Below are 24,027 nucleotides of genomic sequence, written 5' to 3'. Positions count from 1 at the left end.
GTGTCAGGCGTGCCGGACGACGTCGGTGTAGCCGAGGCGGGGCAGGCGCGGGAACCAGGCGTTCTCGGCGGGCCGGCCGATGTTGACCACGAGCAGGCTCTTCCAGGTGGAGTCGGTGAAGAACTCCCGGTCGACGCCGGCGGCGTCGAATCCGGCCATGGGGCCGGCGGCGAGGCCGGCGGCGCGGACGGCGAGCAGGAAGTAGCCGATCTGCAGGGTGGCGTTGAAGCGGGCCATCTGCTCGCGGGACTCGGGATTGCCGGCGAGGTCGTCGCGAAGCTGCGGCCGGATCGGGAACACCTGCGGGATGAACTCGTGGAAGTCGGTGTCGGCGGCGAGCACGGCGACCATGGGCGCGGTGCTGGTCTTGGCCTGGTTGCCCTCGCTCATGTGGGTGACCAGGCGCGTGCGGGCCTCGCCCGGGCCGACGAAGAGGATGCGCAGGGGCTGGGCGTTGACGGCGGTGGGCGGGAACTTGGCGAGTTCGAAGATCGCCTGGAGCTGCTCGTCGGTGACGGGTTCGTCGGTGAAGGCGTTGGCGGTCCGGGCGTCGGTGAACAGCTGCGCCTGGGCCTCGGGGTCCAGGGTGATCAGGGGCGAAAAGACGTCGGTCATCGGGTTGTCTCCATGCAAACGGACTGGATGGCTACGACGACAGTAGCAGCTAGCTTTTTAGTAGTCCCTGGTTCTGTCGGTCCCCGCCGTATCCTGGGACCATGACGGTCGAGCGGGAGGTCGACGGCGCGCGTCGGGCGTGCCACGGGGGCATCACCCGGGCCTTCGCGTTCCTCGGCAAGCGGTGGAACGGCATGCTCCTGGGCACCCTCGCCGACGGCCCCGCCGGGTTCGCCGAGCTGGGTCGCGCCCTGCCCGGGATCAGCGAGTCCGTCCTGTCCGACCGGCTGGGTGAGCTGGTCCGGGTCGGGCTGGTCAGCCGGACGGTGCGGCAGGGTCCGCCGCTGGGGGTGAGCTACGAGCTGACCGAGCGGGGCGCCGCGCTGGTGCCGGCCCTCGACGCGCTGGCCCGCTGGGCGGACGAGAACCTCCCCGCCGTGCCTCCCACGGGCTGCTGACCCGCGCCCCCGCCCCCACGGGGCTCACCGGCCGTGGGACCGCCCGAGCGGATGTGTGATCATCAGCGGATGCCGGTGCGCGCCGAACACGACCGGGCCGTCCTCGCCGGGCTGCTGGGACGCGACCCGGTGCTGCACGCCTACCAGCTCGGCGACCTCGACGACTTCTTCTGGCCGTACACCTCCTGGTTCCGCCGGGGCGAGGAGGTGGCGTTGCTGTACCACGGGGCCGACCCGCCCACCCTGCTGGCGTTCGCGGCGCCGCCGCAGGTCGCGGAGCTGGGGGCGCTGCTGCGGGAGCTGGCGCCGGTGCTGCCGGCCCGGCTGTGGGCGCACCTGTCCCCGGGCCTGGAGCCGGCGCTGGCCGGGGCGTACCGGATGGAGCCGGCCGGCCCGCACCACAAGATGGCGCTGACCGACCCGGCCCGGCTGGCCGCGACCCCGCCCGCCGGGGTGGTGCTGGACGCCACGGACCTGCCGGCGCTGCACCGGCTGTACGCGGACGCCTACCCGGGCAACTGGTTCGACCCGCGGATGCTGGACACCGGCCAGTACGTGGGCATCCGCGAGGGCGGCGAGGTGGTGGCCGTCGCCGGGGTGCACGTGTTCTCGACGGCGTACCGGGTGGCGGCGTTGGGCAACGTGACCACCCATCCCCGGGCCCGGGGGCGCGGGCTGGCCGCGGCGGCGGTGGCCGCGCTGTGCGAGCGGCTGCTGACCAGCGTCACGCACGTCACGCTCAACGTGAAGGCGGACAACGGGCCGGCCGTGCGGCTCTACGAGCGCCTGGGCTTCACCCGCGTCGCCGACTACGGCGAGTACGCGTTGACCGCGCACGGGCGGTGACGGCCGGTCGTCCGGCGACCGCCGGCCGCGCGGCCCGGCGCGAGCGCCGGCCGGCGCGGCGGTGCGACCGTCCGGCGCGGCGGCCCGGACGACCGGCCGAGGGTCGACGTGAGAAGTCTTTCACCTGCATGTTCGGCCGCCCAGGGGGGTCGGGAACCCGACGCTGGGCGCTGCTGGTGTCGGACCGGCGGGGGCCCGTCCCGGCCCTAGCGTCTCCCGGCAGAGGTCGCGCGTGCGACGCGCGGCGGAGCTGAAGGAGCAACGCATGGCAACAGCAGCAGTGCCCTGGCGGCGAACACGGACGGTGAGCCTGCTCGCCGGCGTGACGGCGGTGGTGACCGCGCTGGCGACACCCGCGGCGGCGGCGCCCGGGGTGAACCCGGCCCTCGTGGACCGCGACGCCGACCCCGGCACGTCGATCGGCGTCAGCAAGGTGGTGTCCACCCCGCCGATCCCGCCGAAGCCCGACGTGGTGCTGCTGGTCGACACGACCGGCAGCATGGGCGGGGCGATCGCCAACGTACGGACCAACCTGCAGCAGGTCGTCACCGACGTGCGCGCGGCGCAGCCGTCGGCGCAGTTCGCGGTGGCCTCCTACCGGGACACCGGGGACGGCGCGGAGCTGTTCCAGGTGCGGCAGGACCTGACCGACGACGCGACGGCCCTGCAGAACGCGGTGAACGGGCTGGCCGCCGGCGGCGGCGGGGACACCCCCGAGGCGTGGGTGAACGCGCTGGTCGAGGTGTCCGAGGGGGCGATCGGCTACCGTTCGGGCAGCAGCCGGATCGTGGTGCTGGTGGGTGACGCGCCGAGCCACGACCCGAGCAACGGGCGCAGCCTGGCGCAGGCGACGGCTGCGTTGCAGGCCGACGAGGCGCGGCTGCTGGCGGTGAACGTCAGCGGTGGCGGTGGCGGCCTGGACGCGACCGGGCAGGCCACGGCGGTGGTGTCGGCCACCGGCGGGCAGCTGGTGGGCAGCTCCCCCGACACGGTGACCGCCGCGATCCTGGCGGGCCTGCGGGACCTGGACGTCACGGTCACCCCGACGGTGACGTCGTGCGACGCGGGCCTGTCGGTGGGCTTCGACGCGGCGTCGCGGACGCAGCAGTCGGGCACCGACGTGCCGTTCGCCGAGACGATCACGGTGGCGGCGGACGCCGCGCAGGGCGCCGAGCTGACCTGCACGGTGGACTTCCTGCTCAACGGCCTGTCCGGCGGGCCGGCGTTCACGCAGCAGATCCGCGTGCGGGTCAACGACGTCACCCCGCCGACCGTCGTCGTCGACGACCGGACGGTGGAGGCGACCAGCCCGGCCGGCGCGGTGATCGACTACCCGGCGACGGCGACCGACAACGTCGACGGTCCGCTGACCCCGACCTGCGTGCCGCCGCCCGGCTCGACGTTCCCGCTGGGCGCGACGACGGTGACGTGCACGGCCACCGACGCGGCCGGCAACACCGGCGGCGACACCGCCGTGATGCGGGTGGTGGACACCACCGCGCCGGCGACGGCGTGCGTGCCGACGAACAACCCGAGCGGCGGCACCATCCCCGGCTCGTACAACCCGGACGGGTTCTACGAGCTGACGTCGACGGACGTGGTGGACACGGCCGTGCAGGTGTTCATCGGTGACGCGGCGGACCCGAGCGTGCGGTTCGGGCCGTTCCCGGCCGGTACGAAGATCAAGCTGGTGCAGGCGCCGGGTGCGCAGTCGCGGGTGAAGGACGGCACCGGCGACATCGACTACAAGGTGACGTTGCGCGGCGACGCGCTGATCGTCGGCGTGGACGACGCGGGCAACGCCTCGTCGCCGGCGGTGTGCCTGGTGGCTCCCCCGCCGAAGTGACGACCGCCGCGCGCGGGGTCGTGCCCCGCGGGTGACGTCCCGGCCGCCGGGCCCCGTCGGGGTCCGGCGGCCGTTCGCGTACGCGCCGGGTCGCGGACGCCCACGCCGTTCAGGCGCGGCGGGTCGCCGCGTCTGAACGGTTCAGCTGCGGCGGCTGGGCGAGTCGAAGCGGCCGGCGCGCATCTCGCGCAGCGCCCGGCGGCGGGTGTCCCCGCGCAGCGTGTCGACGTACAGGCGGCCGGCCAGGTGGTCGGTCTCGTGCTGCAGGGCCCGGGCGAGGAACCCACTACCGGAGATCGTCAGCGGCTCGCCGTGCTGGTCGAAGCCGTGGGCGGTGGCGTGCATCGCCCGGGGGGTCGGGAAGTAGAGCCCGGGGACGGACAGGCAGCCCTCGTCGTCGTCCTGCAACTCCTCCGACAGTTCCAGCGTCGGGTTGACCAGGTGGCCGCGGTGGCCGTCGGCGTCGTAGACGAACACCTGCGCGTTGACGCCGATCTGGGGCGCGGCGACGCCGGCGCGGCCAGGAGCGCCGAGCAGGGTGTCCATCAGGTCGGTGACCAGGGCGCGTAGTTCGGCGTCGAAGCTGGTCACCGGCTCGCTCGGGGTGCGCAGCACGGGGTCGCCGATGATCCTGATGGGTCGCATCGTCATGCCGGCAAGGCTATCCGTCGTCGCCCCCGGCGGCGGCGCCCGGGCGGGCGGCCACGAGCACCTCGACGCCGTCGAGGATGCGGGCCAGGCCGAACTCGAACGCGCGGGCGGGGTCGCCGGCGGCCTGGTACTCCTGACCGGCGGCGCTGCCGACCCGCGCCGCGAGGGGGTAGCGGCGCGGGTCGAGGGCCTTCTCCAGGTAGGGGGCGTGGGCCTGCCACCACTGTTCCTCGGTCATACCGGTGTGCGCGGCGGCCTGGGCGGCCTCCACGGCGCTGCGCACGGCCCCGTGGACGTACCCGGAGACGAGGGTGACGACGGCGTCCATCTCCAGGTCGGTCAGGCCGATGCCGTCGACGGCGCGCAGCTCGTACTCGTAGCGGGCGATGACGTTGGGGCCGAGCGGGGGGCGGGTGGTGGCGACCTGCAGCAGCCAGGGGTGACGCAGGTAGAGCGCCCAGGTCTCGCGGGCGATGTGTGCGAGGCGGCCGCGCCAGCCGCCGGGCACGTCGTCGGGGCGGGCGGTCTCGCCGTAGACGGTGTCGAGCATGACGTCGAGCAGCTCGCCCTTGCCGGGGACGTACGTGTAGAGGCTCATGGTGCCGACGCCGAGGCGTTCGGCGACCCGGCGCATGGACAGGGCGGCCAGCCCGTCGGCGTCGGCGACCTCGATGGCGGCGCGGACGATCCGGTCCACGGACAGGTCGGGCCGGCCCTTGCGGCTGGCGCGTTCGCGGGTGCGCCAGAGCAGGGCGAGGCTGCGCGCGGGGTCGCCGGTGCCGCTGTACTCGGTCGTCATGCCCCGGAACTCTACCGTGCGCCGTACCGTATGGTGTACGGTACGGCGTACGGAACGAGCGGACGGGGGCACGGATGCACCGGGACGGACCGGCCATCGAGGCCGAGGGACTACGCAAGCGCTACGGCGACACCGAGGCCCTCGCCGGCCTCGACCTGACGGTGCCCGCCGGCACGGTCTGCGGGCTGCTCGGGCGCAACGGCGCGGGCAAGACCACCGCGGTGCGGGTGCTGACCACCCTGCTGCGGCCCGACGCCGGCACCGCCCGGGTGGCCGGCGCCGACGTGCGGCGACACCCCGACCGGGTGCGCGCCCGCATCGGGCTGGTCGGTCAGCACGCCGCCGTGGACGAGGTACTCAGCGGCCGGCAGAACCTGGTGCTCTTCGGCCGGCTGCACCACCTCGGTGGCGCGCGGGCCCGCGTCCGGGCCACCGAGCTGCTCGCCCGCTTCGACCTGACCGACGCCGCCGACCGGCCCGCCGGCACGTACTCCGGCGGGATGCGCCGCCGCCTCGACCTCGCGGCCAGCCTGGTCCTCGACCCGCCGGTGCTGTTCCTCGACGAGCCCACCACCGGCCTCGACCCGCGCGCCCGGGCGCAGGTGTGGGACGCCGTGCGGGGCCTCGTCGCCGACGGCACCACCGTGCTGCTGACCACCCAGTACCTGGAGGAGGCCGACCAGCTCGCCGACAGCGTCCGGGTCGTCGACGCCGGCCGGGTGATCGCCGACGGCACCCCCGACGAGCTGAAGGCCGCGCTCGGCGGCGACCGGGTCGACGTGGTGCTGTCCCGCGCCGACGAACTGGACCGGGCGGCGCGGGCCGTCGGTGCCGCCGTCGCGGCGAGGCCGCACGTCGACCCGGCGGCCCTGCGGGTCAGCGTGCCCGTCTCCGGGCGCGTCGCCGCGCTGGCCGCCGTGCTGCGGGCGCTCGACGACGCCGGCCTGACCGCCGCCGACATCGCGGTACGCCGCCCCACCCTCGACGAGGTGTTCCTGAAGCTCACCGGTGAGGACTCCCCCGCCGCCCGCCCCGCCGAGGAGAAGGTGACCGCATGAGCGTGACCGTCCACCCGCTGCCGAACCGCCTGCGCTGGGCCGTCGCCGACGGCGTCACCCTCACCGGCCGCGCGCTGGCGCACTGGGTCCGGCAACCCGCGCAGGCGATCGTCGGGCTGCTGTTCCCCGTACTGCTGGTGCTGATGTTCGGCTACCTCTTCGGCGGCGCGATGAGCGTGCCCGGCGGCGGCGACTACCGGGAGTTCCTGCTGCCCGGCATGTTCGCCATGACGATGGCCTTCGGCATCGAGTCGACGTACGCGGCCGTGGCCACCGACACCGCCCGCGGCGTCACCGACCGGTTCCGGTCCCTGCCGATGGCGCCCTCGGCGGTGGTCACCGGCCGGGCCGCCGCCGACCTGCTGCACTCCGCCGCCGGCCTGGCCGTCATGCTGGCCTGCGGCCTCGCCGTCGGCTGGCAGTGGCGCGCCGGCACCGCCGCGGCCCTGGCCGCCGTCGGGCTGCTCCTGCTGCTGCGCTTCGCCCTGATCTGGGTCGGCATCCACCTGGCGCTGGTGCTGCGCCGACCCGAGTCGGTGGTGGTGCTGCAGATCCTGGTCTGGCCCGTCGGGTTCACCTCCAACGCGTTCGTCGCCCCCGACACCATGCCCGGCCCGCTGGCGGCGGTCGCGCAGTGGAACCCGCTGTCGGCGACCGTCGCGGCCTGCCGGGAGCTGTTCGGCAACCCCGGCTGGGGCGGCGAGTCCTTCGCCGCGCAGCACGCCGTCGCCCTCGCCGTCGCCTGGCCGCTGCTGCTGATCGCCGTGTTCCTGCCCCTCGCGGTGCACCGCTACCGCACGCTCAGCCGGTGACCGAACGGACCATCCCGATCCACGCCGGCCGGGCGCGCGAGGCACTGGACGCCGCCACGGTGGTGCCCCTCACCCCCGCCGAACGCGTCCGCGACGACCTGCGCCGCGCCGAGGACCTGACCGCCGACCCGCACCCGGAAGGACGCCCGTGACGATCGGCTCCCACGCCGTCACGTTCACCCCCGCCGACCCGCCCCGCGCCGGGACGTTGCTCGTCTGGTCGCCCGACGGCGGCCCACCGCCCGACGGGATCGGCGAACCCGCCCGGGTGACCCTGGCGACGCCCCCGCACGGCCACCCCACCCCGGTGCCCGCCCGACGGGCGTCGCTGGCGGCCGGCGTACCGCTGCTGCTCGCCGCGCGGGCCACGGACCCGGCGGCCGCGTTCTGGGCCGCCGCCACCCGGGAGGCCCTGCACCTGGCCGCCCACGGCCTGCTGCTGCCCGCGGTGACCCCCGCCGGGCACGACACCTGGCGCGTCGGGCCGCTCACCGACGACGACGAGGCCCGGCAGGCGCGGCTCGCCGCCGCGATGCCCGCCACCGCCCGCGCGGTGCCGGTGCCCGGACGCACCCCCGCCTGGCTGCCCGACCCGGCGCGGCTGCTGCGTGACTTCCTCGACGCCGTCGCCGACACCCTGCCCCGCGCCGACGGCGCCACCGGGGCGTGGGCCGCGCCGACACCCACACCCGTCGGGCGGCTGCGCGACTGGGCCGCCCGGGTCGCCGCCCACGCCGACGCGGCGGTACGGCTGTCGCTGCGCCTGGAACACCACGACACCCCCGACGAACCGTGGCGGCTCGTGGCGCAGGTGCACCGCGCCGCCGCGCCGGGGCTGCTCACCGACGCCGCCGCGCTGTGGCACGCCACGGTCCCCGGGTTCCCGCCCGGCGCCCGCGACGCCGCGCTGCTGGCCCTGCGACACGCCGCGCGGGTGTGGCCGCCCCTGGCCGGGCTGCTGGACACGGCCGTGCCCGACGCGTTGGCGCTGACCGACGCCCACGTCGTCGACCTGGCCACCGGCGCGGCCGCCCGCCTCGCCGGCGACGGGATCGACGTGCACTGGCCGGCGGGGCTCGACCGCGACCTCACCGCCTCGGCCGTGCTGCGCGCCCCGGCCCGCCGCGCCGCCGGAACCGGGCTGCTCGCCGGGCCCGGCGACCTGGCGCTGCACTGGCGACTGAGCCTGCACGGCGCGCCGCTCACCCCGGCCGAGCTGGCCCGGCTCGCCGACGCGCACCGGCCGGTGGTGCGGCTGCGCGAGCGGTGGGTGCTGGTGCCCCCGGAGCTGGCCCGCCGCGCCCGCGACCCGCACGCCGGGACACTGGCCGCGATGCCCGCGCTGCGCGCCGCGCTGACCGGCGCCACACACGTCGACGGCCAACGCGTCGACGTGACCACCGAGGGCTGGCTGGCCGACGCCGCGCGACGGCTCGCCGACGGCGGGACCGCTCCCCCGGTGCCCGCACCGCCCGGGCTGGCCGCGACCCTGCGCGACTACCAGCGGCACGGGCTGCGCTGGCTGGCCCGGCTGACCGCGCTCGGCCTCGGCGGCTGCCTCGCCGACGACATGGGGCTGGGCAAGACCGTCACCCTCATCGCCCTGCACCTGCACCGGCAGGCCGACCCCGCCACCGCCGGCCCGACCCTGGTGCTGTGTCCCGCGTCGCTGCTCGGCAACTGGGAACGGGAGATCCGGCGCTTCGCCCCCGACACCCCCGTACGCCGCTTCCACGGCCCCGACCGCCACCTCGACGACCTCGACGGCGGGTTCGTTCTCACCACCTGGGCCACCCTGCGCCGCGACGCGGCCCGGCTGGCCGCCCGGCGGTGGCCGCTGCTCGTCGCCGACGAGGCACAGCACGTGAAGAACCCCCACTCGGAGACCGCGACGGCGCTGCGCGCGATCCCCGCCGCCGCCCGGGTCGCCCTGACCGGCACCCCCGTGGAGAACGACCTCACCGACCTGTGGGCGATCCTGGACTGGACCACCCCCGGGCTGCTCGGCACCCTCACCGAGTTCCGCGCCCGCTGGGTCAAGCCGGTGCAGACCGACCGCGACCCCGACGCCGGGCGGGACCTGGCCCGGCTGGTCGGGCCGTTCCTGCTGCGCCGCCGCAAGAGCGACCCCGGCATCGCCCCGGAGCTGCCCGGCAAGACCGAGACCGACCAGCCCGTCGCGCTCACCGCCGAACAGGCCGCCCTCTACCAGGCGTGCGTCGCCGAACTGCTCGACCTGATCGCCGGCACCGACGGCTTCGCCCGGCACGGGCTGGTGGTCAAGCTGCTCACCGCGCTCAAGCAGATCTGCAACCACCCCGCCCAGTACCTGCGCCAGACCGCGCCGCCGCTGGCCGGCCGCTCCGGCAAGCTCGACCTGCTCGACGAACTGCTCGACACGATCCTGCCCGCCGGCGGCGCGGTGCTCGTGTTCACCCAGTACGTGGCGATGGCCCGGCTGCTGCACCGGCACCTGACCGACCGGGGCGCCGGCGCGCTGCTGCTGCACGGCGGGCTGCCCGTCGCCACCCGCGACGACCTGGTCCGCCGCTTCGACGCCGGCGAGGCCCCGGTGTTTCTGCTGTCGCTGCGCGCCGCCGGCACCGGCCTGAACCTCACCCGCGCCGACCACGTCGTGCACTACGACCGCTGGTGGAACCCGGCCGTGGAGGACCAGGCCACCGACCGGGCGTACCGGATCGGGCAGACCCGGCCCGTGCAGGTGCACCGGCTCGTCGCCGAGGGCACCGTCGAGGACCGCATCGCCGCGCTGCTCGCCGGAAAGCGGGAACTCGCCGAGGCCGTCCTCGACGCCGGGCCGGCGGCCCTGGCCGCGCTCAGCGACACCGAACTGGCCGAACTCGTGACCCTCGGCGGCAACCGATGACCCCGCGCGGCTTCACCGCGTTCCCGCCCGGCCGGGCCCGCCGCCCCCGCACGTGGTGGGGCTCGGCGTGGAACCGGGCGTGGGAGGCCGACGCCCTCGACGTCGGGCCGCTGCGCGCCGGGCGCCGGCTGGCCGCCGCCGGGCACGTCGGCCCGATCACCGTCAGCCCCGGTCGGCTCGCCGCCGCCGTGCACGACGGCGACACCGAGCAGGCGTACGCCACCCGGGTGCGCGTCGCGCCGCTGGCCGAAGACGACTGGGACCTGCTGGCCGGTGAGGTGGCCGCCCGGGCCGGGCACCAGGCGGCGCTGCTGGCGGGGCAGCTGCCCCGCGACCTGGCGGACCTGGCCGGGGTGCGGCTGCTGCCCGCGCTGGGCGAGGTCACCCCGGAGTGCGACTGCCCGGAGTGGGACCACCCGTGCCGGCACGCCGCCGCGCTGTGCCACCAGGTGTCCTGGCTGCTGGACGCCGACCCCGCCCTGCTGCTGCTGATCCGGGGCCGCGACGCCCGGCAGCTGCTCGCCGCCGCGCCGGCTCCCGGCCGCACCGTGCCGCGGCCGGAGTCGACGCCGCCGTCCGGGTCACCCGGTCAGGCCCGTGTCGCGCCGGAGCCACCCGCCGGGCGTCCCGACGCGGCGGGGACGGCGGCCGTCGAGGCGTACGCCCGCCCGACGCCACCCCTGCCGCCGCCACCGGGGCCGGTGGGAGCGCCGACGCTGCCGTTGCTGCCGCCCGGCCCGGACGTCGACGTCGACGCGTTGCGCCACCTCGTGGCGGTGGCCGCCGAGCGGGCGACGGCACTGCTGCGGCAGCGCTGACCGCCCGCCCCGGCCCGGGTGCCGTCGGCGGCGCGGAGACTGCCGCAGTTCCTCGTGCAGCGGTGCCGGCATACCGGCGGTGGGAGCGAGGTGGCTGGTCAGGCCGGCGGCGGCAGGCCCGCGTCGGCGATGCGCTGCCGCATCGGCCGCCGGCGCACCGCGGCGAGGACCTCGTGCAGCAGGTCGGCCAGCGGCACGGGCAGCTCGGCGTCCAGCCCGCGCATCGCGGCGGTCGTCGCCGCCCACTCCGCCTCGATCACCGGCAGCAGCTCGCGGGCCCGGTCGGTCAGGTGCACGATGCGCTGCCGGGCGTCCGCGCCCGGGGTCAGCTCCACCAGGCCGGCGCGGGCCATCTGGGCCACGGTCTGGCTGGTCGCCGAATGGGTGACGCCCACCCGGCGGGCCAGGTCGCGGATGGGCAGCGGCCCGTCGGCCACCAGCACCCGCAGCGGCGGCGAGAACCGGGGCCGGTAGTCGGCCAGGCCCCGCTCGGCGTACACCGCGGCGACGTCGCCGTCGATCACGTCGAGGACGTGCCGCAGCAGCGTGCCCACGGCCTCCCGGTCCGGTACGTCAGTCACTCCGCTAATGTAACAGCGCTGTTGTATCTGGTGGGACGAGGGAGGACAGGCGATGACGCAGCGGTATGCCCTGACGGAGCCGTACGCGCACGGGATGCTCGACGTCGGCGACGGCCAGCTCGTGTACTGGGAAACCTGCGGCAACCCCGACGGCAAGCCCGCGGTGGTGCTGCACGGCGGTCCCGGCTCCGGCTGCTCGCCCAGCTGGCGGACCTTCTTCGACCCGGCCCGCTACCGGGTGACCCTGTTCGACCAGCGCGGCTGCGGACGCAGCCTCCCGCACGCCGCCGACCCCACCGTGGACCTGTCCACCAACACCACCGACCACCTGATCGCCGACGTCGAACGGCTGCGCGAGCATGTCGGGGTGGACCGCTGGCTGGTGCTGGGCTCGTCCTGGGGTTCCTGCCTCGGCCTGGCGTACGCCCAGCGGCACCCGGAGCGGGTCAGCGAGCTGGTGCTGTTCAGCGTCACCGCCGGCACCCGCCGGGAGATCGACTGGATCACCCGGGACATGGGGCGGGTGTTCCCCGCCGAGTGGGCCCGGTTCCGCGACGGCGTGCCGCCGGCCGACCGCGACGGCGACCTGGCCGACGCGTACGCCCGGCTGCTGGCCGACCCGGACCCGGCGGTGCGGGACCGGGCCGCCCGCGACTGGTGCGCCTGGGAGGACAGCCACGTCGCCACCGCCCCCGGTCACCGGCCCGACCCCCGCTACGCCGACCCGGTGTTCCGGATGGCGATGGTCCGGCTGGTCACCCACTACTGGCGGCACGACTGCTTCCTGCCGGAGGAGCAGGTGCTGCGCGAGGTGGGGCGGCTGGCCGGCCTTCCCGGGGTGCTGCTGCACGGCCGACTCGACATCAGCAGCCCGGCGGACATCCCGTGGCTGCTGGCGCAGTCCTGGCCGGACGCGCGCCTGGAGTTGCTGGAGCGCGCCGGGCACGGCAGCAGGAACGGCATGGCGGAGCGGGTCGTCGCGGCGCTGGACGGCTTCGCCGACCGCCGCTGACACCCCGCCCCACCGGTCAGGTCAGGAGACCTCCGGGCCGGCGCTGCGCGCGCCGGGCGGCGGTCAGCCGCCGGCGAGCGCGGCGCGGACGGGGCCGGTCTTGGCGGCGGCCTCGGCGACCTCGGCGTCCGGGTCGCTGCCCCAGGTGATGCCCCCGCCCGCCCAGACGTGCACGCGGTCGGCGTCGACGGCGGCGGTGCGGATGGTCAACCCCAGGTCGATCCGCCCGGGGGCGACCCAGCCGAGAGCCCCCATGCTCGCGCCCCGCCCGACCGGCTCGAGGGCGGCGACGCGGCCCAGCGCGGCGAGCTTCGGGGCGCCGGTGACCGAGCCGCCCGGGCAGACCGCGCGCAGCAGGTCGGCCAGGCCGAGCCCGTCGGCGACCGCCGCCGACACCGTCGACTCGGCCTGCCACAGGTCGCACCAGCGGCGTACGGCGAACAACTCGTCGACCCGCACGCTGCCGGTGCGGGCGACCCGCGCCAGGTCGTTGCGCTCCAGGTCGACGATCATCACGTGCTCGGCGCGTTCCTTGGCCGAGGCGAGCAGCTCGGCGCGGCCGACGGCGGAGGCGGGCCGGGTGCCCTTGATCGGTCGGGTGACCAGCCGCCCGTCGGTCAGCTCGACCAGGGTTTCCGGGCTCGCGCAGCCGATCGCCCAGCCCGCCCCGGTGAGGGTGCCGCCGTAGCGGGCGCCGGGCAGCCCGGCGAGCCGGCCCAGGGCGGGCAGCGGGTCGCCGGCGTACCGGGCGGCGGCGTGCCCGACGAGGTTGACCTGGTAGACGTCGCCCCGGCCGATGGCGGCCCGGACCGCGGTCACCGCCTCGGCGTGCTGCCGCGGGGTCCAGCTCTCCGCCCAGTCGCCCAGCCACCAGCCGGCGGCTGGCGCCGCGGCGGGCGGCGGGGCGGGCGGGCCGTGGCCGTAGACGACCACGGCGACCTCCGGCAGCGCGGGGGCGGGGCTGGCGGCGCCGGGCGGCGCGCCGGCGAGGACCGCGCCGGCGTCGGCGGAGAGGTAGAGGGCGGCCCCGCAGGCGCCGGCGGGGTCGTGGCCGGCGGCGGGGCGGGCCAGGTCGTGCAGCGGCAGGCCGTGCGCGGCCAGGAACTCCTGCGCCAGCGCGGCCGGGTCGCCGCCGTCGGCGGGCCGCCACTGCCAGCGGGCCCGCTCGACGAGCGTACGGCGGCAGGCGACCGGCGCCGCCGGCACATCGACCCCTGCCCGTGAAAGCGTTTCCACGCCGTCCGGCCTATCCTCCCTCATCCGTTCAGTGGATTTCCCGGAAACGACGCGCATACCTGCTCGATGCCGTCCACTTTCGCTTGGTACTGTGCGTCACTGGTCATGTGAACCATGACACAGTGCCCCCACAGTCCGGAGAACCCGATGTGCCAGCACCAACCCACCTGCCCCTCCGCCGAAGCGACCGACCGGGAAGCCGCCCGCGTCCTCGCCTGCTTCCCTGAGCAGGGCTGGAGCCTGCTCTGCAACGGTGTCATCGTCTTCGAGGACACCGGCGAACTACTCCCCGACGGCAGGACCATCGCCCCGCACCGCGGCCCGGCCCGACACGCCCTCGTCGCCTGACCTGTCACTCTCCGTCACGCAGTCTTGTGGCGTCGACCCAGGCTAGTCCCCCGGTCGGGACAGCCGCGGCCCAGGTCGGCGTATCCGCCGGGGCGGCACCTCGACCGCCCCGGCGCGCCGCGACATCAGCTCTCGAACGCTTCCGGTGACGGGCAGGAACACACCAGGTTCCGGTCGCCGAACGCGCCGTCGATGCGCCGCACCGGCGGCCAGTACTTCCCGGCCCGGTCCACCCCGGCCGGGTACGCCCCCACCGACCGCGGGTACGCGTGCGGCCACTCGTCCCCGGCCACCATCGCCGCCGTGTGCGGCGCGTTCGCCAGGGGGTTGTCGCCCGCCGGCCACTGCCCGGCACCCACCTTGTCGATCTCCGCCCGGATGGCGACCATCGCGTCGCAGAACCGGTCCAGCTCGGCCAGGTCCTCGCTCTCGGTGGGCTCCACCATCAGCGTCCCCGCCACCGGGAACGACATCGTCGGCGCGTGGAACCCGTAGTCGATCAACCGCTTCGCCACGTCGTCCACGCTCACCCCGGTCGCCTTCGTCAGCGGCCGCAGGTCGAGGATGCACTCGTGCGCCACCAGGCCCTTGTTGCCGGTGTACAGCACCGGGAAGTGCCCGCGCAGCCGTGCCGCCACGTAGTTCGCCGCCAGCACCGCCACCCCGGTCGCCCGCGCCAGCCCCGCCGCGCCCATCATCCGCAGGTACGCCCACGGGATCGGCAGGATCCCCGCCGACCCGTACCGCGCCGCCGAGATCGCGGGCCGGCCGTCGACGTGCGCGCCCAGCGGGTCGCCCGGCAGGAACGGCGCCAGGTGCGCCCGCACCGCCACCGGCCCCACCCCGGGACCACCGCCGCCGTGCGGGATGCAGAACGTCTTGTGCAGGTTCAGGTGCGACACGTCCGCCCCGAACCGGCCCGGCTTGGCGAACCCGACCAACGCGTTGAGGTTCGCCCCGTCGACGTACACCTGACCGCCGGCGTCGTGGACCTTCGCGCACAGCGACGCGATGCCCGTCTCGTACACCCCGTGCGTCGACGGGTACGTCACCATGATCGCGGCGAGCGCGTCGCGGTGCTTGTCGATCTTCGCGTCCAGGTCGACCAGGTCGACGTTGCCGCCGTCGTCGCAGCCCACCACGACGACCCGCATCCCGGCCATCACCGCGCTGGCCGCGTTCGTGCCGTGCGCCGACGACGGAATCAGGCACACGTCCCGGTGGCCCTCCCCCCGGCTGCGGTGCCAGGCCCGGATGGCCAGCAGACCCGCCAGCTCACCCTGCGAGCCGGCGTTGGGCTGCACGCTGACCGCGTCGTAGCCGGTCACCTCCGCCAGCCACGCCTCCAGCTGGGCGATCATCTCCCGGTAGCCGGCCGTCTGCGCCTGCGGCGCGAACGGGTGCACGTGCGCGAACTCCGGCCAGCTCACCGGCTCCATCTCGGTGGTGGCGTTGAGCTTCATCGTGCACGACCCGAGCGGGATCATCCCCCGGTCCAGGGCGTAGTCGAAGTCCGACAGGCGCCGCAGGTAGCGCAGCATCGCCGTCTCGGAGTGGTGGCTGCGGAACACCGGGTGGGTGAGGAAGTCCGACGTGCGGGCCAGCCCGGCGGGCAGCGCCGCGGCCACGTCGCCGGCGACGGTGTCGACGCCGAACGCGGCCCACACCGCCGCCAGGTGCGCCGGCGTCGTCGTCTCGTCGCAGGACACGCCGACCCGGTCGGCGTCGACCAGCCGCAGGTTCACCCCCCGCGCCGCCGCGGCCGCCACGACCTCGGCGGCCCGGCCGGGCACGGTCGCGGTCACGGTGTCGAAGAACGCGACGTCCGCGACGCTCACCCCGCCGGCACGCAGCCCGGCCGCGAGCCGCGCGGCCATCCGGTGCGTACGCGCCGCGATCGCGCGCAGCCCGTCCGGGCCGTGGTACACGGCATACATGCCGGCCATCACGGCGAGGAGCACCTGCGCGGTGCAGATGTTGCTGGTGGCCTTCTCCCGCCGGATGTGCTGCTCGCGGGTCTGCAACGCCAGCCGGTACGCCGGGTTGCCGTCCGCGTCGCGGGACACCCCGACCAGGCGGCCGGGCAGCATCCGCTCCAGACCCGCCCGCACGGCCAGGTAGCCGGCGTGCGGCCCACCGAAGCCCATCGGCACGCCGAACCGCTGGGTGGTGCCGGCGGCGATGTCGGCGCCGATCTCCCCCGGCGGGCGCAGCAGCGCCAGGGCCAGCAGGTCCGCCGCCACGGTGACCAGCGCGCCGGCCGCGTGCGCCGCCTCGACCAGGCCCGCCTGGTCGCGCACCGCCCCGGACGCCCCCGGGTACTGCAGGTGCAGACCGAAGAACTCCGCCGGCAGCTCCTCGCGCTCGACGTCGAGCACCCGCACGTCGATGCCGAGCGGCTCGGCCCGGCTGGTGATCACCGCGATGGTCTGCGGCAGGGTGTCGGCGTCGACGACGTACACCGGGCTCCTGCTCTTCGACGCGCGGCGGGCGAGGGTCATCGCCTCCGCCGCCGCGGTGCCCTCGTCGAGCATCGACGCGTTCGCGGTGGCCAGCCCCGTCAGGTCCGTGACCATCGTCTGGAAGTTCAGCAGCGCCTCCAGCCGACCCTGGCTGATCTCCGGCTGGTACGGCGTGTACGCCGTGTACCAGGCCGGGTTCTCCAGCACGTTGCGGCGGATCACCGCCGGGGTGTGCGTGCCGTGGTAGCCCAGGCCGATCATGGACACGGCCACGGTGTTGCGGGCGGCGAGGGCCCGCAGCTCGGCGAGCGCGTCGTGCTCGGTGGCCGGCTCCGGCAGGTCCAGGGTGCCGTGCCAGCGGATCACCTCGGGGATCGCCGCGTCCATCAGCTCGTCGATCGAGCCGTAGCCGACGGCCTCCAGCATCCGGCGCTCGTCGGCCGGATCCGGGCCGATGTGGCGGGCGGCGAACTGCTCTGCGGTCATGGGTGGCGCTCTCCTGAGGCGAGGTCGACAGGTCGGCCTCCCCCTCTGTCACGCCCGCACAGCGCTCCACAGTGCCTGCCCACGAGGTCCTTTTGCCTGAGAGGTTCCGGGGAGGATTTGCCCCTTCGGCGCCGCCCGAGGTGCTCTCTGGGCGGTCTCTCCCACGTGGGTGCTACCGGCATGGTCAACGCTACCAGCGCCCGGTCGGCCGATGGATGTCGTACCCCCTCGGCATGATCACGGTGAGCTGTGGAGGTGTGATTTCGATGCCCGAGCCCCCGACCCACCCGGAGGACCTCGGCCGATTCTTCGTCGCCCACGCCAACGCCGGCGACATCGACGGCCTGGTCGCCCTCTACGAGCGTCAGAGGTCGAGGACGATCCGGGCGCCCCGAGCCCACGAGACGCACGGGTAGATCACGGCGTGGGACCGGGTGCCGGTGTGCCCCCTCGGCCGTCAGCTCGATCATGGGTACGAACGGGGTGACCTCGTGACGTCCGGGTCACCGCGCAGGGAATACTGCCCACCGTCACCGCGGCCTGCGCGTCCCGCCCTCTCGTGTTCTCCCTGCGCCCCCAGCGTGTCCTGCCGCCGGGCTTGAAGACGGACAGGATCGTCGCGGTCCAGAGCAGGGCGAGGAACAACGCCATGGCGCCGACCAGCAGGATCCCGGTCTGGCCGGGCTCGGCGGCGGGGTCCTTGGTGCGCGCCGTCAGTTCGTCGATCCACGGGCCCTCGAACGTGGCGAGGACCGGAAGGCTGAGCGCGATGATCAGCTTGGCCAGGACCCACCGGTGCTTGATCAGCCCCCAGGGCGTGCCGAGCGACACCACCGCGCCGGTGATGATCGCCAGGAAGACGCTCGGGATCGCCAGGGCGACGTTGAACGTGTCCATGAGCACGTAGGCGCCATGCCGTACCTCGTGCCGGTCCGTGGTCACCCCCACCACGGACAGGGCGAGCATCCCGAGGGAGACGCCCAGCCAGCCCACGCCGATGCCGATGTGCAGCGTCAGCCACACCTTGCGAGACGTCCGCCCGAGCCGCGGGAAGCGCGGTCTCAGCCCGACCGTGATCATCGTCGACAGCAGCATGCCCAGCCACGGCATCTGGTGGGCGAGCAGGAACAGGAACTGCGCGGGGATGAAGAGCAGGTGGAAGACGATCAGGAGCCGTCGGGCGCCCGCGGCGGTCGCGGCGCGGCGCAGCGCGAACCAGCTCCCGAAGGAGAGCACCGCGGCAACCGCGTACCCGACCGTCCCGGCGGTCTGGAACAGAGGGTGATGAGCGTCCTGCCGCAGCGCGACCAGGGCCCCCGCGACGAGCGCGAAGATCCCGAAGGCGAACTGCAGGTTCGTGGGGCTGAGCCACCGGCCGAGCCGTTCGTGGATGACCATGCGACCAGCGTCGCCAACGGTGCCGTGGCGAGGCGTCGGCCGATCCGGGAAAGTCGATCGATGGACCGGCGGTGTTTCGCCGGCGTGGCGTACAACTTTCTGCTGACGCGCACACCGGTGCCGGCGCCTAGCCTGTCAGCACGATGAGTACGCGCGACCCGCACCCGGCGACGCCCTGGTACCGCCGCCGTCCCGTGACCGACACGGCAGGGGCGCTCCTCGTCGCGGTGTTCACGGCGACCGGCGGGTTCGGCACCAACGACTTCTTCGGCCCGACGCTCGCCGGGCTCGACGACCGCATCCCACCGCCGTGGCTCGGCGTCCCGCTCGCCGTGGGAGTGGGGCTGCTGACCAGGTGGCGGCGCAGGCTGCCGCTGATCCTGCTGGCGGGATCACTGCTGGCCAACGCTCTCGTGTCGGCCCACACGGCCGTCGTGGTCGCGCTGTACACGCTGGGTGAACGCATCACCGCGTGGCCCAGGGTCGCCGCCGCCACGCTGGCGTCCACCGTCCTGGTGGGCGTGCCGATCTGGCGGCACGCCGGCGCCGACGGCGCGATTCCGATCAGCATGGCGGTGTGTGTCGCGCCGGTGCTCCTGGGCATGTACGTCGGCACCCGGCACGAGCTGGTGCAACGCATCCGGGAGCGGACGGAACGCCTCGAACGCGAGCAGCAGCAGCGCATCGCCCGGGCCCGAAGCGACGAACGGGCCCACATCGCCCGTGACATGCACGACGTCGTCACCCACCGGGTCTCGTTGATGGTGCTGCAGGCCACAGCCCTGCAGGTGGCCGGCGGCGAGGACGCGGTCACCATCGGACAACAGATCGGAGCGACCGGGCGCGACGCGCTCGCCGAACTCCGTGCCCTGGTGGCGGTCCTGCACAACGACGACGATGCCCCGCTCACCCCACAGCCGGGGCTCGCCGACCTGGACGTCCTGATCGAGGAGTCCCGGCGCATCGGCACCCCCGTGACTCTCGACGTGGCGAACCCGACCGGGCAGCGGCCCCCGCTGCTCGTGGAACACACGGCCTACCGATTCGTCCAGGAGGCGCTCACCAACGTGCACAAACACGCGCCGGGAGCACCGACCCGCGTACGCGTCCAGCAGACTGCGCACCTGCTGCGACTGTCGGTCCGCAACGGCCGGGGGCGGCCGGTCACGGATGCGTCGCTGCCGGTCGGCGGCCACGGGCTGCTCGGGCTCGCAGAGCGGGTGCGGCTCGTCGGCGGCGAGTTCACCGCGGGCCCCACCTCCGACGGCGGCTTCGAGGTGACCGCCGAGGTGCCGACCTGCCGAAGCGAGCAGCGATGACGACCCACACCGCCCCGATCAGAACGCTGATCGTCGACGACGAGTGGATGGTGCGTTCGACGCTGCGCACCATCCTGGAGGCGGCACCCGACATCACGGTGACGGGCGAGGCGTCCGACGGCGTCGAGGCCGTCGACGTCGCACGGATGCTGCGGCCCGACGTCGTACTCATGGACATCCGGATGCCACGAGGCGACGGGCTGACCGCGACCGAGCGAATGGCACGGCTCGACCCGCCGCCACACGTCGTCGTGCTCACCACCTTCGACCTCGACGAGTACGTGCGTACCGCACTCCGCAACGGCGCCGTCGGGTTCCTGCTGAAGGATGCGTCGGCCGGCGACATGCTCGCCGCGGTCCGCAGTGCGGCGCGCGGCGACGCGATGATCTCCCCACGCGTCACCCGCAGACTGCTGCGGACGTTCGCCGGGCCGGCACCGGACCGGCGCAGCGACGCCGAGCGGCGGCTCACCGTGCTCACGGACAAGGAACGAGAGGTGTTGGTCGCCGTCGGCGGCGGCCTGTCGAACATCGATATCGCCGCCACGCTCTACATGAGCGAGGCGACGGCGAAGACCCACGTCAGCCGGATCCTCACGAAGCTGGGCCTCACGAACCGGGTGCAGGCGGCGATCCTCGCCCATCAAGCCGGCCTGCTCGACTGAGCCCGGTCGTCCCACAAAGACGCGCTCCCGCACCCATCTCTCGCCGGACGCGTAGCCGCCGCGCCCTTCGCCGTCACCGGGGCACCCGTCGGCTACCGCACCGCGGTCAACCCGGTCGGCGCCACGCCCCCGTCACCGGCAGCAGGCACCCCCACCGTCCGATCGGCCAGCGCCGGCAACAACCGGCCCAGCGGCGCGTCGAGGGTCAACGCCGCATACCCGTCGCCCCGCGTCGGCCCCTGGTTGACGATCACCACCGGGATGCCCAGCTTCGCCGCCCGCAGCACGAACCGGCGGCCCGACATCACCGTCAACGACGACCCCAGCACCAGCAGCAGCCGCGCCCGCTGCACCATGTCGAAACAGCGGGCCACCCGCGGCGCCGGCACCGTCTCACCGAAGAACACCACGTCGGGCTTGAGCACCCCGGTGCCGCAGAACGTGCAGTCGACCGTCCGGAACCGCGCCACCTCGTCGTCGGCGAGATCCACGTCACCGTCCGGGTTGACCGCCGCGACCCGCGCGTCGAACCCCGGGTTCGCCTCCCGCAGCCGCCGGTCCAGCTCCTCCCGGGACGTCTGGTTGCCGCACCCCAGGCACACCACCTCGTCGAGACGACCGTGCAACTCCACCACCCGCGGGCTGCCCGCCGCCGTGTGCAACCCGTCGACGTTCTGCGTGATCACCCCGTCGACCAGGCCGCCGCGCTGCAACCGGGCCACCGCCCGGTGCCCGTCGTTCGGGGCCGCCCGCGCGATCACCCGCCACCCCAGGTGGCTGCGCGCCCAGTAACGCCGCCGCGCCTGCGCGTCCCGGGTGAACACCTGATAGGTCATCGGGGTGTGCCGACGGGCCGCCCCACTGGGCCCCCGGTAGTCCGGGATGCCCGACTCGGTCGACAGGCCCGCCCCGCTCAACACCACGACACCACCGCCCGCCACCAGGCCGGCCAGCGCGTCGATCGTCTCCGTCACCCGTCCATGCTGCCTCAGCGACCCGCGCCCCGGCGAACACCCCGCGACCCCGCCGCGGCGTGCCGGGGCGGCGACTAGGTTGGCAGGTATGCGCGTCGTCATCGCCGGAGGCCACGGCAAGATCGCCAAACTGACCCACCGGGAACTCGCCGGACGCGGCGACACCGCCGTCGGTCTGATCCGCAACCCCGACCACGCCGCCGCGCTGACCGCCGCCGGCGCCCACCCCGTCGTCGCCGACCTCGAGCACGTCGGCGTCGAGGACCTCGCCGGCCACCTCGCCGGCGCCGACGCGGTGGTCTTCGCCGCCGGCGCCGGCCCCGGCAGCGGCGCCGCCCGCAAGGACACCGTCGACCGGGCCGCCGCCGTGCTGCTCGCCGACGCCGCCGAACGCGCCGGCGTCCGCCGCTACCTGCTGGTCTCCTCGATGGGCGTGGACGGCGAGCCGCCCGCCGGCACCGACGAGGTGTTCGCGGCGTACCTGCGGGCGAAGAAAGCTGCCGAGGACGACCTGACCGGCCGCGACCTCGACTGGACCGTGCTGCGACCCGGCCGACTCACCGACGACCAACCCACCGGGCGGATCACCCTGGCCCGGCACGTGCCTCCGGGCGCGGTCACCCGCGCCGACGTCGCCCGCGTGCTGCTCGCCCTGCTCTACGAGCCCCGCACCGCCGGGCAGATTCTGGAGCTGGTCGGCGGGGAAACCCCGATCGCCGACGCCGTCGCCTCCGCCGCCGGCTGACCGGCCGCAGGGCCCCGCCGGCCGAAATCGGATGGCGCGCCGGACCCGGTCGGCGCGCCGAAATCGGGGCGCCGACCGCCACGCCCCCGCCCGGCACGCCCGCCGCGACGCACCCCCACCCGGCGCGGGCGCACTCCGCCCGCCGCGGCGTCAGCCGTCGAGCACCGCCCGCAGCCGCGCACCGGCCGCCCCGGCGGCGTAGGCGTCGGCCCGCAACTGCTCCGACTGCGCCGACAGGTGCTCCTGCCACTGGCTCAGCTGCTGCTGCGCCGTCGTCACCGCCGCCACCAACGCCGCGTGCCGGTCCTCCAGCTCCCGCACCCGCCCCCGCAGGTCGTCACCCCGAGGCTCCCCCGGAGGGGCGAGCGACCCCGCCCGCCGGTGCGCCTCGGCGAGGATCTCGTCGGCCTGTCGCCGAGCATCGGCGATGATCTCCGCGCCCTCCGTGCTGGCCTCGCTGATCGTCCGGTTCGCCTCGTCCTGCGCCCGTACCGCCAACTCGACCACCAGCGGGTCCGGGCCCTGCGGGGCGGTGCTGGGCAGCGCGCCGTGACGCAGCATCTCGACCTGCCGCACCAGCCCGTCGTTCTCCCGCCGCAGCCGATCCACCTCACCGTCGAGCAACGCCATCCGCTCGTCGACCGACCGGGCCAGGCCGGCGACCTCGTCGGCGGACAACCACTGGCTGCCCCGGAAGCGGCGGGCCTCCAGCGCGCCCAACGCCCGCGTTAGCTCGCCGGTCGGGACGGCGGAGACCCGGTCGCCATGATCGATGCTCATCGGACACCTGTCCAACTGAAGTCCTGCGGCGCGGCGGCCGCCGCGCTCGCGAGAGGTGGATAAAGAGACTGGTCGTAACTCTCCACCAGGATCCGCTCCGGCGGCACACCGGACACCGTCAGGGCGGTGATCGTCTCCCGGGTCATCTCCGGACTGCCGCAGACCAACACGTCGGTGTCCCGCCACGGACCCAACCGCACCGCGGTCTGACCGGCCGTACCCACCTCACCCTGCCACTGCCAGCCGCTCTCCACCGTCGGCACGTACCGCAACCACCCGCCGCCCGCACCGGAGCCCCACGACCCCGCCGGCGGCGTCGCCGCCAACTCCCGCAACGCCCGGTCGTCGTACAGGTCGTCGGGGGTCTTACCGCCCACCACCAGCGTCGTCGTACGCCCCGACCCCTGCTGCAACGCCTCCGCCACCGCCCGCAACGGCGCCAACCCGGTGCCGCCCGCCACCAGCAGCAACGGCAGCTGCGGCGACCGGTCGTACGACGACAACGCAACCCCTACCGGCAACCCCAACAGCAACTGGTCGCCCTCGCGCAGCTTCCGCACCAGATGCGTGGAGAACCGACCCGCGGCCCGGACGTGGAACTCGATCGTCCCGTCGGCGCGCGGCGCGTTCGCCGGCGACAGGTACCGCCACATGCGCAACTGCGGCACCTGCACCGGCAGCGACTGCCCCGGCAGATAGTCGCACAGGTAGTTCGGGCGGACCGTGAACACGCACACGTCGGCCCGCCGCCGCTGCACCCGCTGCACCTCCGCCTCCCAGTACGGCGGCGACGTCCGCTCCGCCTCCGCCGCCCCCGTCAGCATCAACCGCGCCACCAGCTCGTACGCCGCGGCCCACTCCGCACGCAGGGCCGGCGTCCACCGTGGCCCGAGGAAGCGTTCCAGCGTCGCCAGCAATGCCTGCCCGACCCAGATGTAGTGCCACTCCGCCAACGGCACCGCCCGACCCTGCTGGTCCTCGCCGCGGAACCGGCGGTGGTCGGCCCCCAACCGCTGCGCGAACGCCGTCAGCTCCCGCTCGTCGTCGACGTGGGTGATGATGTGCCCCAACGCCGAGAGCAACTTGTCCTGCTGGTACTGCATGTTCGTCGGAAACATCGTGCGGGCCTCGGGCGCGATCACGAACAACGTGGCGTAGAAGTACTTCGCCGCCTCCGGACCAGCCACGCAGAACTGCGCCCAACTCTGGCGTAACGCCGCGACGTCCATGC

24 protein-coding genes and 1 riboswitch are annotated in these 24,027 nt (G+C 74.9%); of the genes, 14 read left to right on the top strand and 10 right to left on the bottom strand.

Annotated features, from left to right (window positions below):
- Positions 1-3: 3 nt before the first annotated feature.
- Positions 4-615, bottom strand: coding sequence for a malonic semialdehyde reductase (locus ACGF5G_RS12170; RefSeq protein WP_393261799.1), 612 nt, complete (start codon positions 613-615; stop codon positions 4-6).
- 101 nt (positions 616-716) lie between these two features.
- Between ACGF5G_RS12170 and ACGF5G_RS12165 the strand changes: the two genes are divergently transcribed.
- The 3 genes from ACGF5G_RS12165 to ACGF5G_RS12155 all read left to right on the top strand — a co-directional run bounded on the left by ACGF5G_RS12165 (position 717) and on the right by ACGF5G_RS12155 (position 3,765).
- Positions 717-1,073, top strand: a complete 357-nt coding sequence (locus ACGF5G_RS12165; protein WP_393261796.1) for a winged helix-turn-helix transcriptional regulator — start codon at positions 717-719, stop codon at positions 1,071-1,073.
- Between the two features lie 69 nt (positions 1,074-1,142).
- Positions 1,143-1,919 (top strand): GNAT family N-acetyltransferase, encoded by a 777-nt coding sequence (locus tag ACGF5G_RS12160; RefSeq protein ID WP_393261795.1) that lies wholly within the window; start codon positions 1,143-1,145, stop codon positions 1,917-1,919.
- Between the two features lie 265 nt (positions 1,920-2,184).
- The gene (locus ACGF5G_RS12155) at positions 2,185-3,765 is read left to right on the top strand and encodes a VWA domain-containing protein (protein WP_393261793.1); all 1,581 of its coding nucleotides are present in this window, start codon (positions 2,185-2,187) and stop codon (positions 3,763-3,765) included.
- Positions 3,766-3,906: 141 nt separating this feature from the next.
- Here the strand turns inward: ACGF5G_RS12155 and def are convergent, their stop codons facing one another.
- Together def and ACGF5G_RS12145 are read right to left on the bottom strand one after the other, a co-directional pair.
- Entirely contained in the window at positions 3,907-4,416 is a 510-nt protein-coding gene (def, locus tag ACGF5G_RS12150; RefSeq protein WP_393261791.1) for a peptide deformylase, read from the bottom strand.
- A 10-nt stretch (positions 4,417-4,426) separates the two neighbouring features.
- Positions 4,427-5,215, bottom strand: a complete 789-nt coding sequence (locus ACGF5G_RS12145; protein ID WP_393261788.1) for a TetR/AcrR family transcriptional regulator — start codon at positions 5,213-5,215, stop codon at positions 4,427-4,429.
- 74 nt (positions 5,216-5,289) lie between these two features.
- On the opposite strand from ACGF5G_RS12145, the gene ACGF5G_RS12140 reads away from it, so the two are divergent.
- The 5 genes from ACGF5G_RS12140 to ACGF5G_RS12120 are packed head-to-tail and all read left to right on the top strand — an operon-like array spanning position 5,290 to position 10,790.
- Positions 5,290-6,273 carry an ATP-binding cassette domain-containing protein gene (locus ACGF5G_RS12140; protein WP_393261786.1) on the top strand — a complete coding sequence of 328 codons (984 nt, stop codon included), beginning with the start codon at positions 5,290-5,292 and terminating at the stop codon, positions 6,271-6,273.
- On the top strand, positions 6,270-7,085 hold the full coding sequence (locus ACGF5G_RS12135) for an ABC transporter permease (protein ID WP_393261783.1): 816 nt from the start codon (positions 6,270-6,272) through the stop codon (positions 7,083-7,085). The genes ACGF5G_RS12140 and ACGF5G_RS12135 overlap by 4 nt, the downstream gene beginning before the upstream one ends.
- Entirely contained in the window at positions 7,082-7,237 is a 156-nt protein-coding gene (locus tag ACGF5G_RS12130; RefSeq protein ID WP_393261782.1) for a hypothetical protein, read from the top strand. Before ACGF5G_RS12135 ends, ACGF5G_RS12130 begins: the two co-directional genes overlap by 4 nt.
- On the top strand, positions 7,234-9,972 hold the full coding sequence (locus ACGF5G_RS12125) for a DEAD/DEAH box helicase (protein WP_393261779.1): 2,739 nt from the start codon (positions 7,234-7,236) through the stop codon (positions 9,970-9,972). Before ACGF5G_RS12130 ends, ACGF5G_RS12125 begins: the two co-directional genes overlap by 4 nt.
- Entirely contained in the window at positions 9,969-10,790 is an 822-nt protein-coding gene (locus tag ACGF5G_RS12120) for an SWIM zinc finger family protein (RefSeq protein WP_393261778.1), read from the top strand. Before ACGF5G_RS12125 ends, ACGF5G_RS12120 begins: the two co-directional genes overlap by 4 nt.
- Before the next feature lie 98 nt (positions 10,791-10,888).
- On the opposite strand, the gene ACGF5G_RS12115 is transcribed toward ACGF5G_RS12120, so the two are convergent.
- Positions 10,889-11,371, bottom strand: coding sequence for a MarR family winged helix-turn-helix transcriptional regulator (locus ACGF5G_RS12115; RefSeq protein ID WP_393261776.1), 483 nt, complete (start codon positions 11,369-11,371; stop codon positions 10,889-10,891).
- 52 nt (positions 11,372-11,423) lie between these two features.
- Here ACGF5G_RS12115 and pip point away from each other — a divergent pair, with 52 nt between their 5' ends.
- Positions 11,424-12,383 carry a prolyl aminopeptidase gene (pip, locus tag ACGF5G_RS12110; protein ID WP_393261773.1) on the top strand — a complete coding sequence of 320 codons (960 nt, stop codon included), beginning with the start codon at positions 11,424-11,426 and terminating at the stop codon, positions 12,381-12,383.
- 63 nt (positions 12,384-12,446) lie between these two features.
- On the opposite strand, the gene ACGF5G_RS12105 is transcribed toward pip, so the two are convergent.
- Entirely contained in the window at positions 12,447-13,643 is a 1,197-nt protein-coding gene (locus ACGF5G_RS12105) for a chorismate-binding protein (RefSeq protein WP_393261770.1), read from the bottom strand.
- 123 nt (positions 13,644-13,766) lie between these two features.
- Between ACGF5G_RS12105 and ACGF5G_RS12100 the strand changes: the two genes are divergently transcribed.
- The gene (locus ACGF5G_RS12100) at positions 13,767-13,967 is read left to right on the top strand and encodes a DUF5999 family protein (protein ID WP_347669485.1); all 201 of its coding nucleotides are present in this window, start codon (positions 13,767-13,769) and stop codon (positions 13,965-13,967) included.
- Positions 13,968-14,092: 125 nt separating this feature from the next.
- On the opposite strand, the gene gcvP is transcribed toward ACGF5G_RS12100, so the two are convergent.
- Positions 14,093-16,915: an aminomethyl-transferring glycine dehydrogenase gene (gcvP, locus tag ACGF5G_RS12095; protein WP_393261768.1), complete on the bottom strand. Its 2,823-nt coding sequence runs from the start codon at positions 16,913-16,915 to the stop codon at positions 14,093-14,095.
- Between the two features lie 74 nt (positions 16,916-16,989).
- Positions 16,990-17,089, bottom strand: a riboswitch (glycine riboswitch).
- Between the two features lie 92 nt (positions 17,090-17,181).
- On the opposite strand from gcvP, the gene ACGF5G_RS12090 reads away from it, so the two are divergent.
- Entirely contained in the window at positions 17,182-17,331 is a 150-nt protein-coding gene (locus tag ACGF5G_RS12090) for a hypothetical protein (RefSeq protein WP_393261767.1), read from the top strand.
- Position 17,332: 1 nt separating this feature from the next.
- Here the strand turns inward: ACGF5G_RS12090 and ACGF5G_RS12085 are convergent, their stop codons facing one another.
- Complete coding sequence (locus tag ACGF5G_RS12085) at positions 17,333-18,313, bottom strand: hypothetical protein (RefSeq protein ID WP_393261765.1); 981 nt, start codon at positions 18,311-18,313, stop codon at positions 17,333-17,335.
- A gap of 143 nt (positions 18,314-18,456) precedes the next feature.
- Here ACGF5G_RS12085 and ACGF5G_RS12080 point away from each other — a divergent pair, with 143 nt between their 5' ends.
- Both ACGF5G_RS12080 and ACGF5G_RS12075 read left to right on the top strand, forming a co-directional pair.
- Positions 18,457-19,632 carry a sensor histidine kinase gene (locus tag ACGF5G_RS12080; protein ID WP_393261763.1) on the top strand — a complete coding sequence of 392 codons (1,176 nt, stop codon included), beginning with the start codon at positions 18,457-18,459 and terminating at the stop codon, positions 19,630-19,632.
- The gene (locus ACGF5G_RS12075) at positions 19,629-20,297 is read left to right on the top strand and encodes a response regulator (RefSeq protein ID WP_393261760.1); all 669 of its coding nucleotides are present in this window, start codon (positions 19,629-19,631) and stop codon (positions 20,295-20,297) included. The genes ACGF5G_RS12080 and ACGF5G_RS12075 overlap by 4 nt, the downstream gene beginning before the upstream one ends.
- Before the next feature lie 92 nt (positions 20,298-20,389).
- Here the strand turns inward: ACGF5G_RS12075 and ACGF5G_RS12070 are convergent, their stop codons facing one another.
- A complete protein-coding gene (locus ACGF5G_RS12070; RefSeq protein ID WP_393261757.1) occupies positions 20,390-21,271 on the bottom strand; it encodes an NAD-dependent protein deacetylase in 882 nt (293 codons plus the stop codon).
- Positions 21,272-21,359: 88 nt separating this feature from the next.
- Here ACGF5G_RS12070 and ACGF5G_RS12065 point away from each other — a divergent pair, with 88 nt between their 5' ends.
- A complete protein-coding gene (locus ACGF5G_RS12065; RefSeq protein WP_393261755.1) occupies positions 21,360-22,016 on the top strand; it encodes an NAD(P)H-binding protein in 657 nt (218 codons plus the stop codon).
- Between the two features lie 150 nt (positions 22,017-22,166).
- Here the strand turns inward: ACGF5G_RS12065 and ACGF5G_RS12060 are convergent, their stop codons facing one another.
- On the bottom strand, positions 22,167-22,796 hold the full coding sequence (locus tag ACGF5G_RS12060) for a hypothetical protein (RefSeq protein WP_393261752.1): 630 nt from the start codon (positions 22,794-22,796) through the stop codon (positions 22,167-22,169).
- Positions 22,793-24,025, bottom strand: a complete 1,233-nt coding sequence (locus ACGF5G_RS12055; protein WP_393261750.1) for a globin domain-containing protein — start codon at positions 24,023-24,025, stop codon at positions 22,793-22,795. The genes ACGF5G_RS12060 and ACGF5G_RS12055 overlap by 4 nt, the downstream gene beginning before the upstream one ends.
- Positions 24,026-24,027 lie beyond the last annotated feature (2 nt).

The organism is Micromonospora sp. NPDC047730, from assembly GCF_043204765.1.
Taxonomy (GTDB): Bacteria; Actinomycetota; Actinomycetes; order Mycobacteriales; family Micromonosporaceae; genus Micromonospora.
The sequence above is the reverse complement of the archived record's forward strand: the minus strand, read 5'-3'. Positions and strand labels throughout refer to the sequence as shown.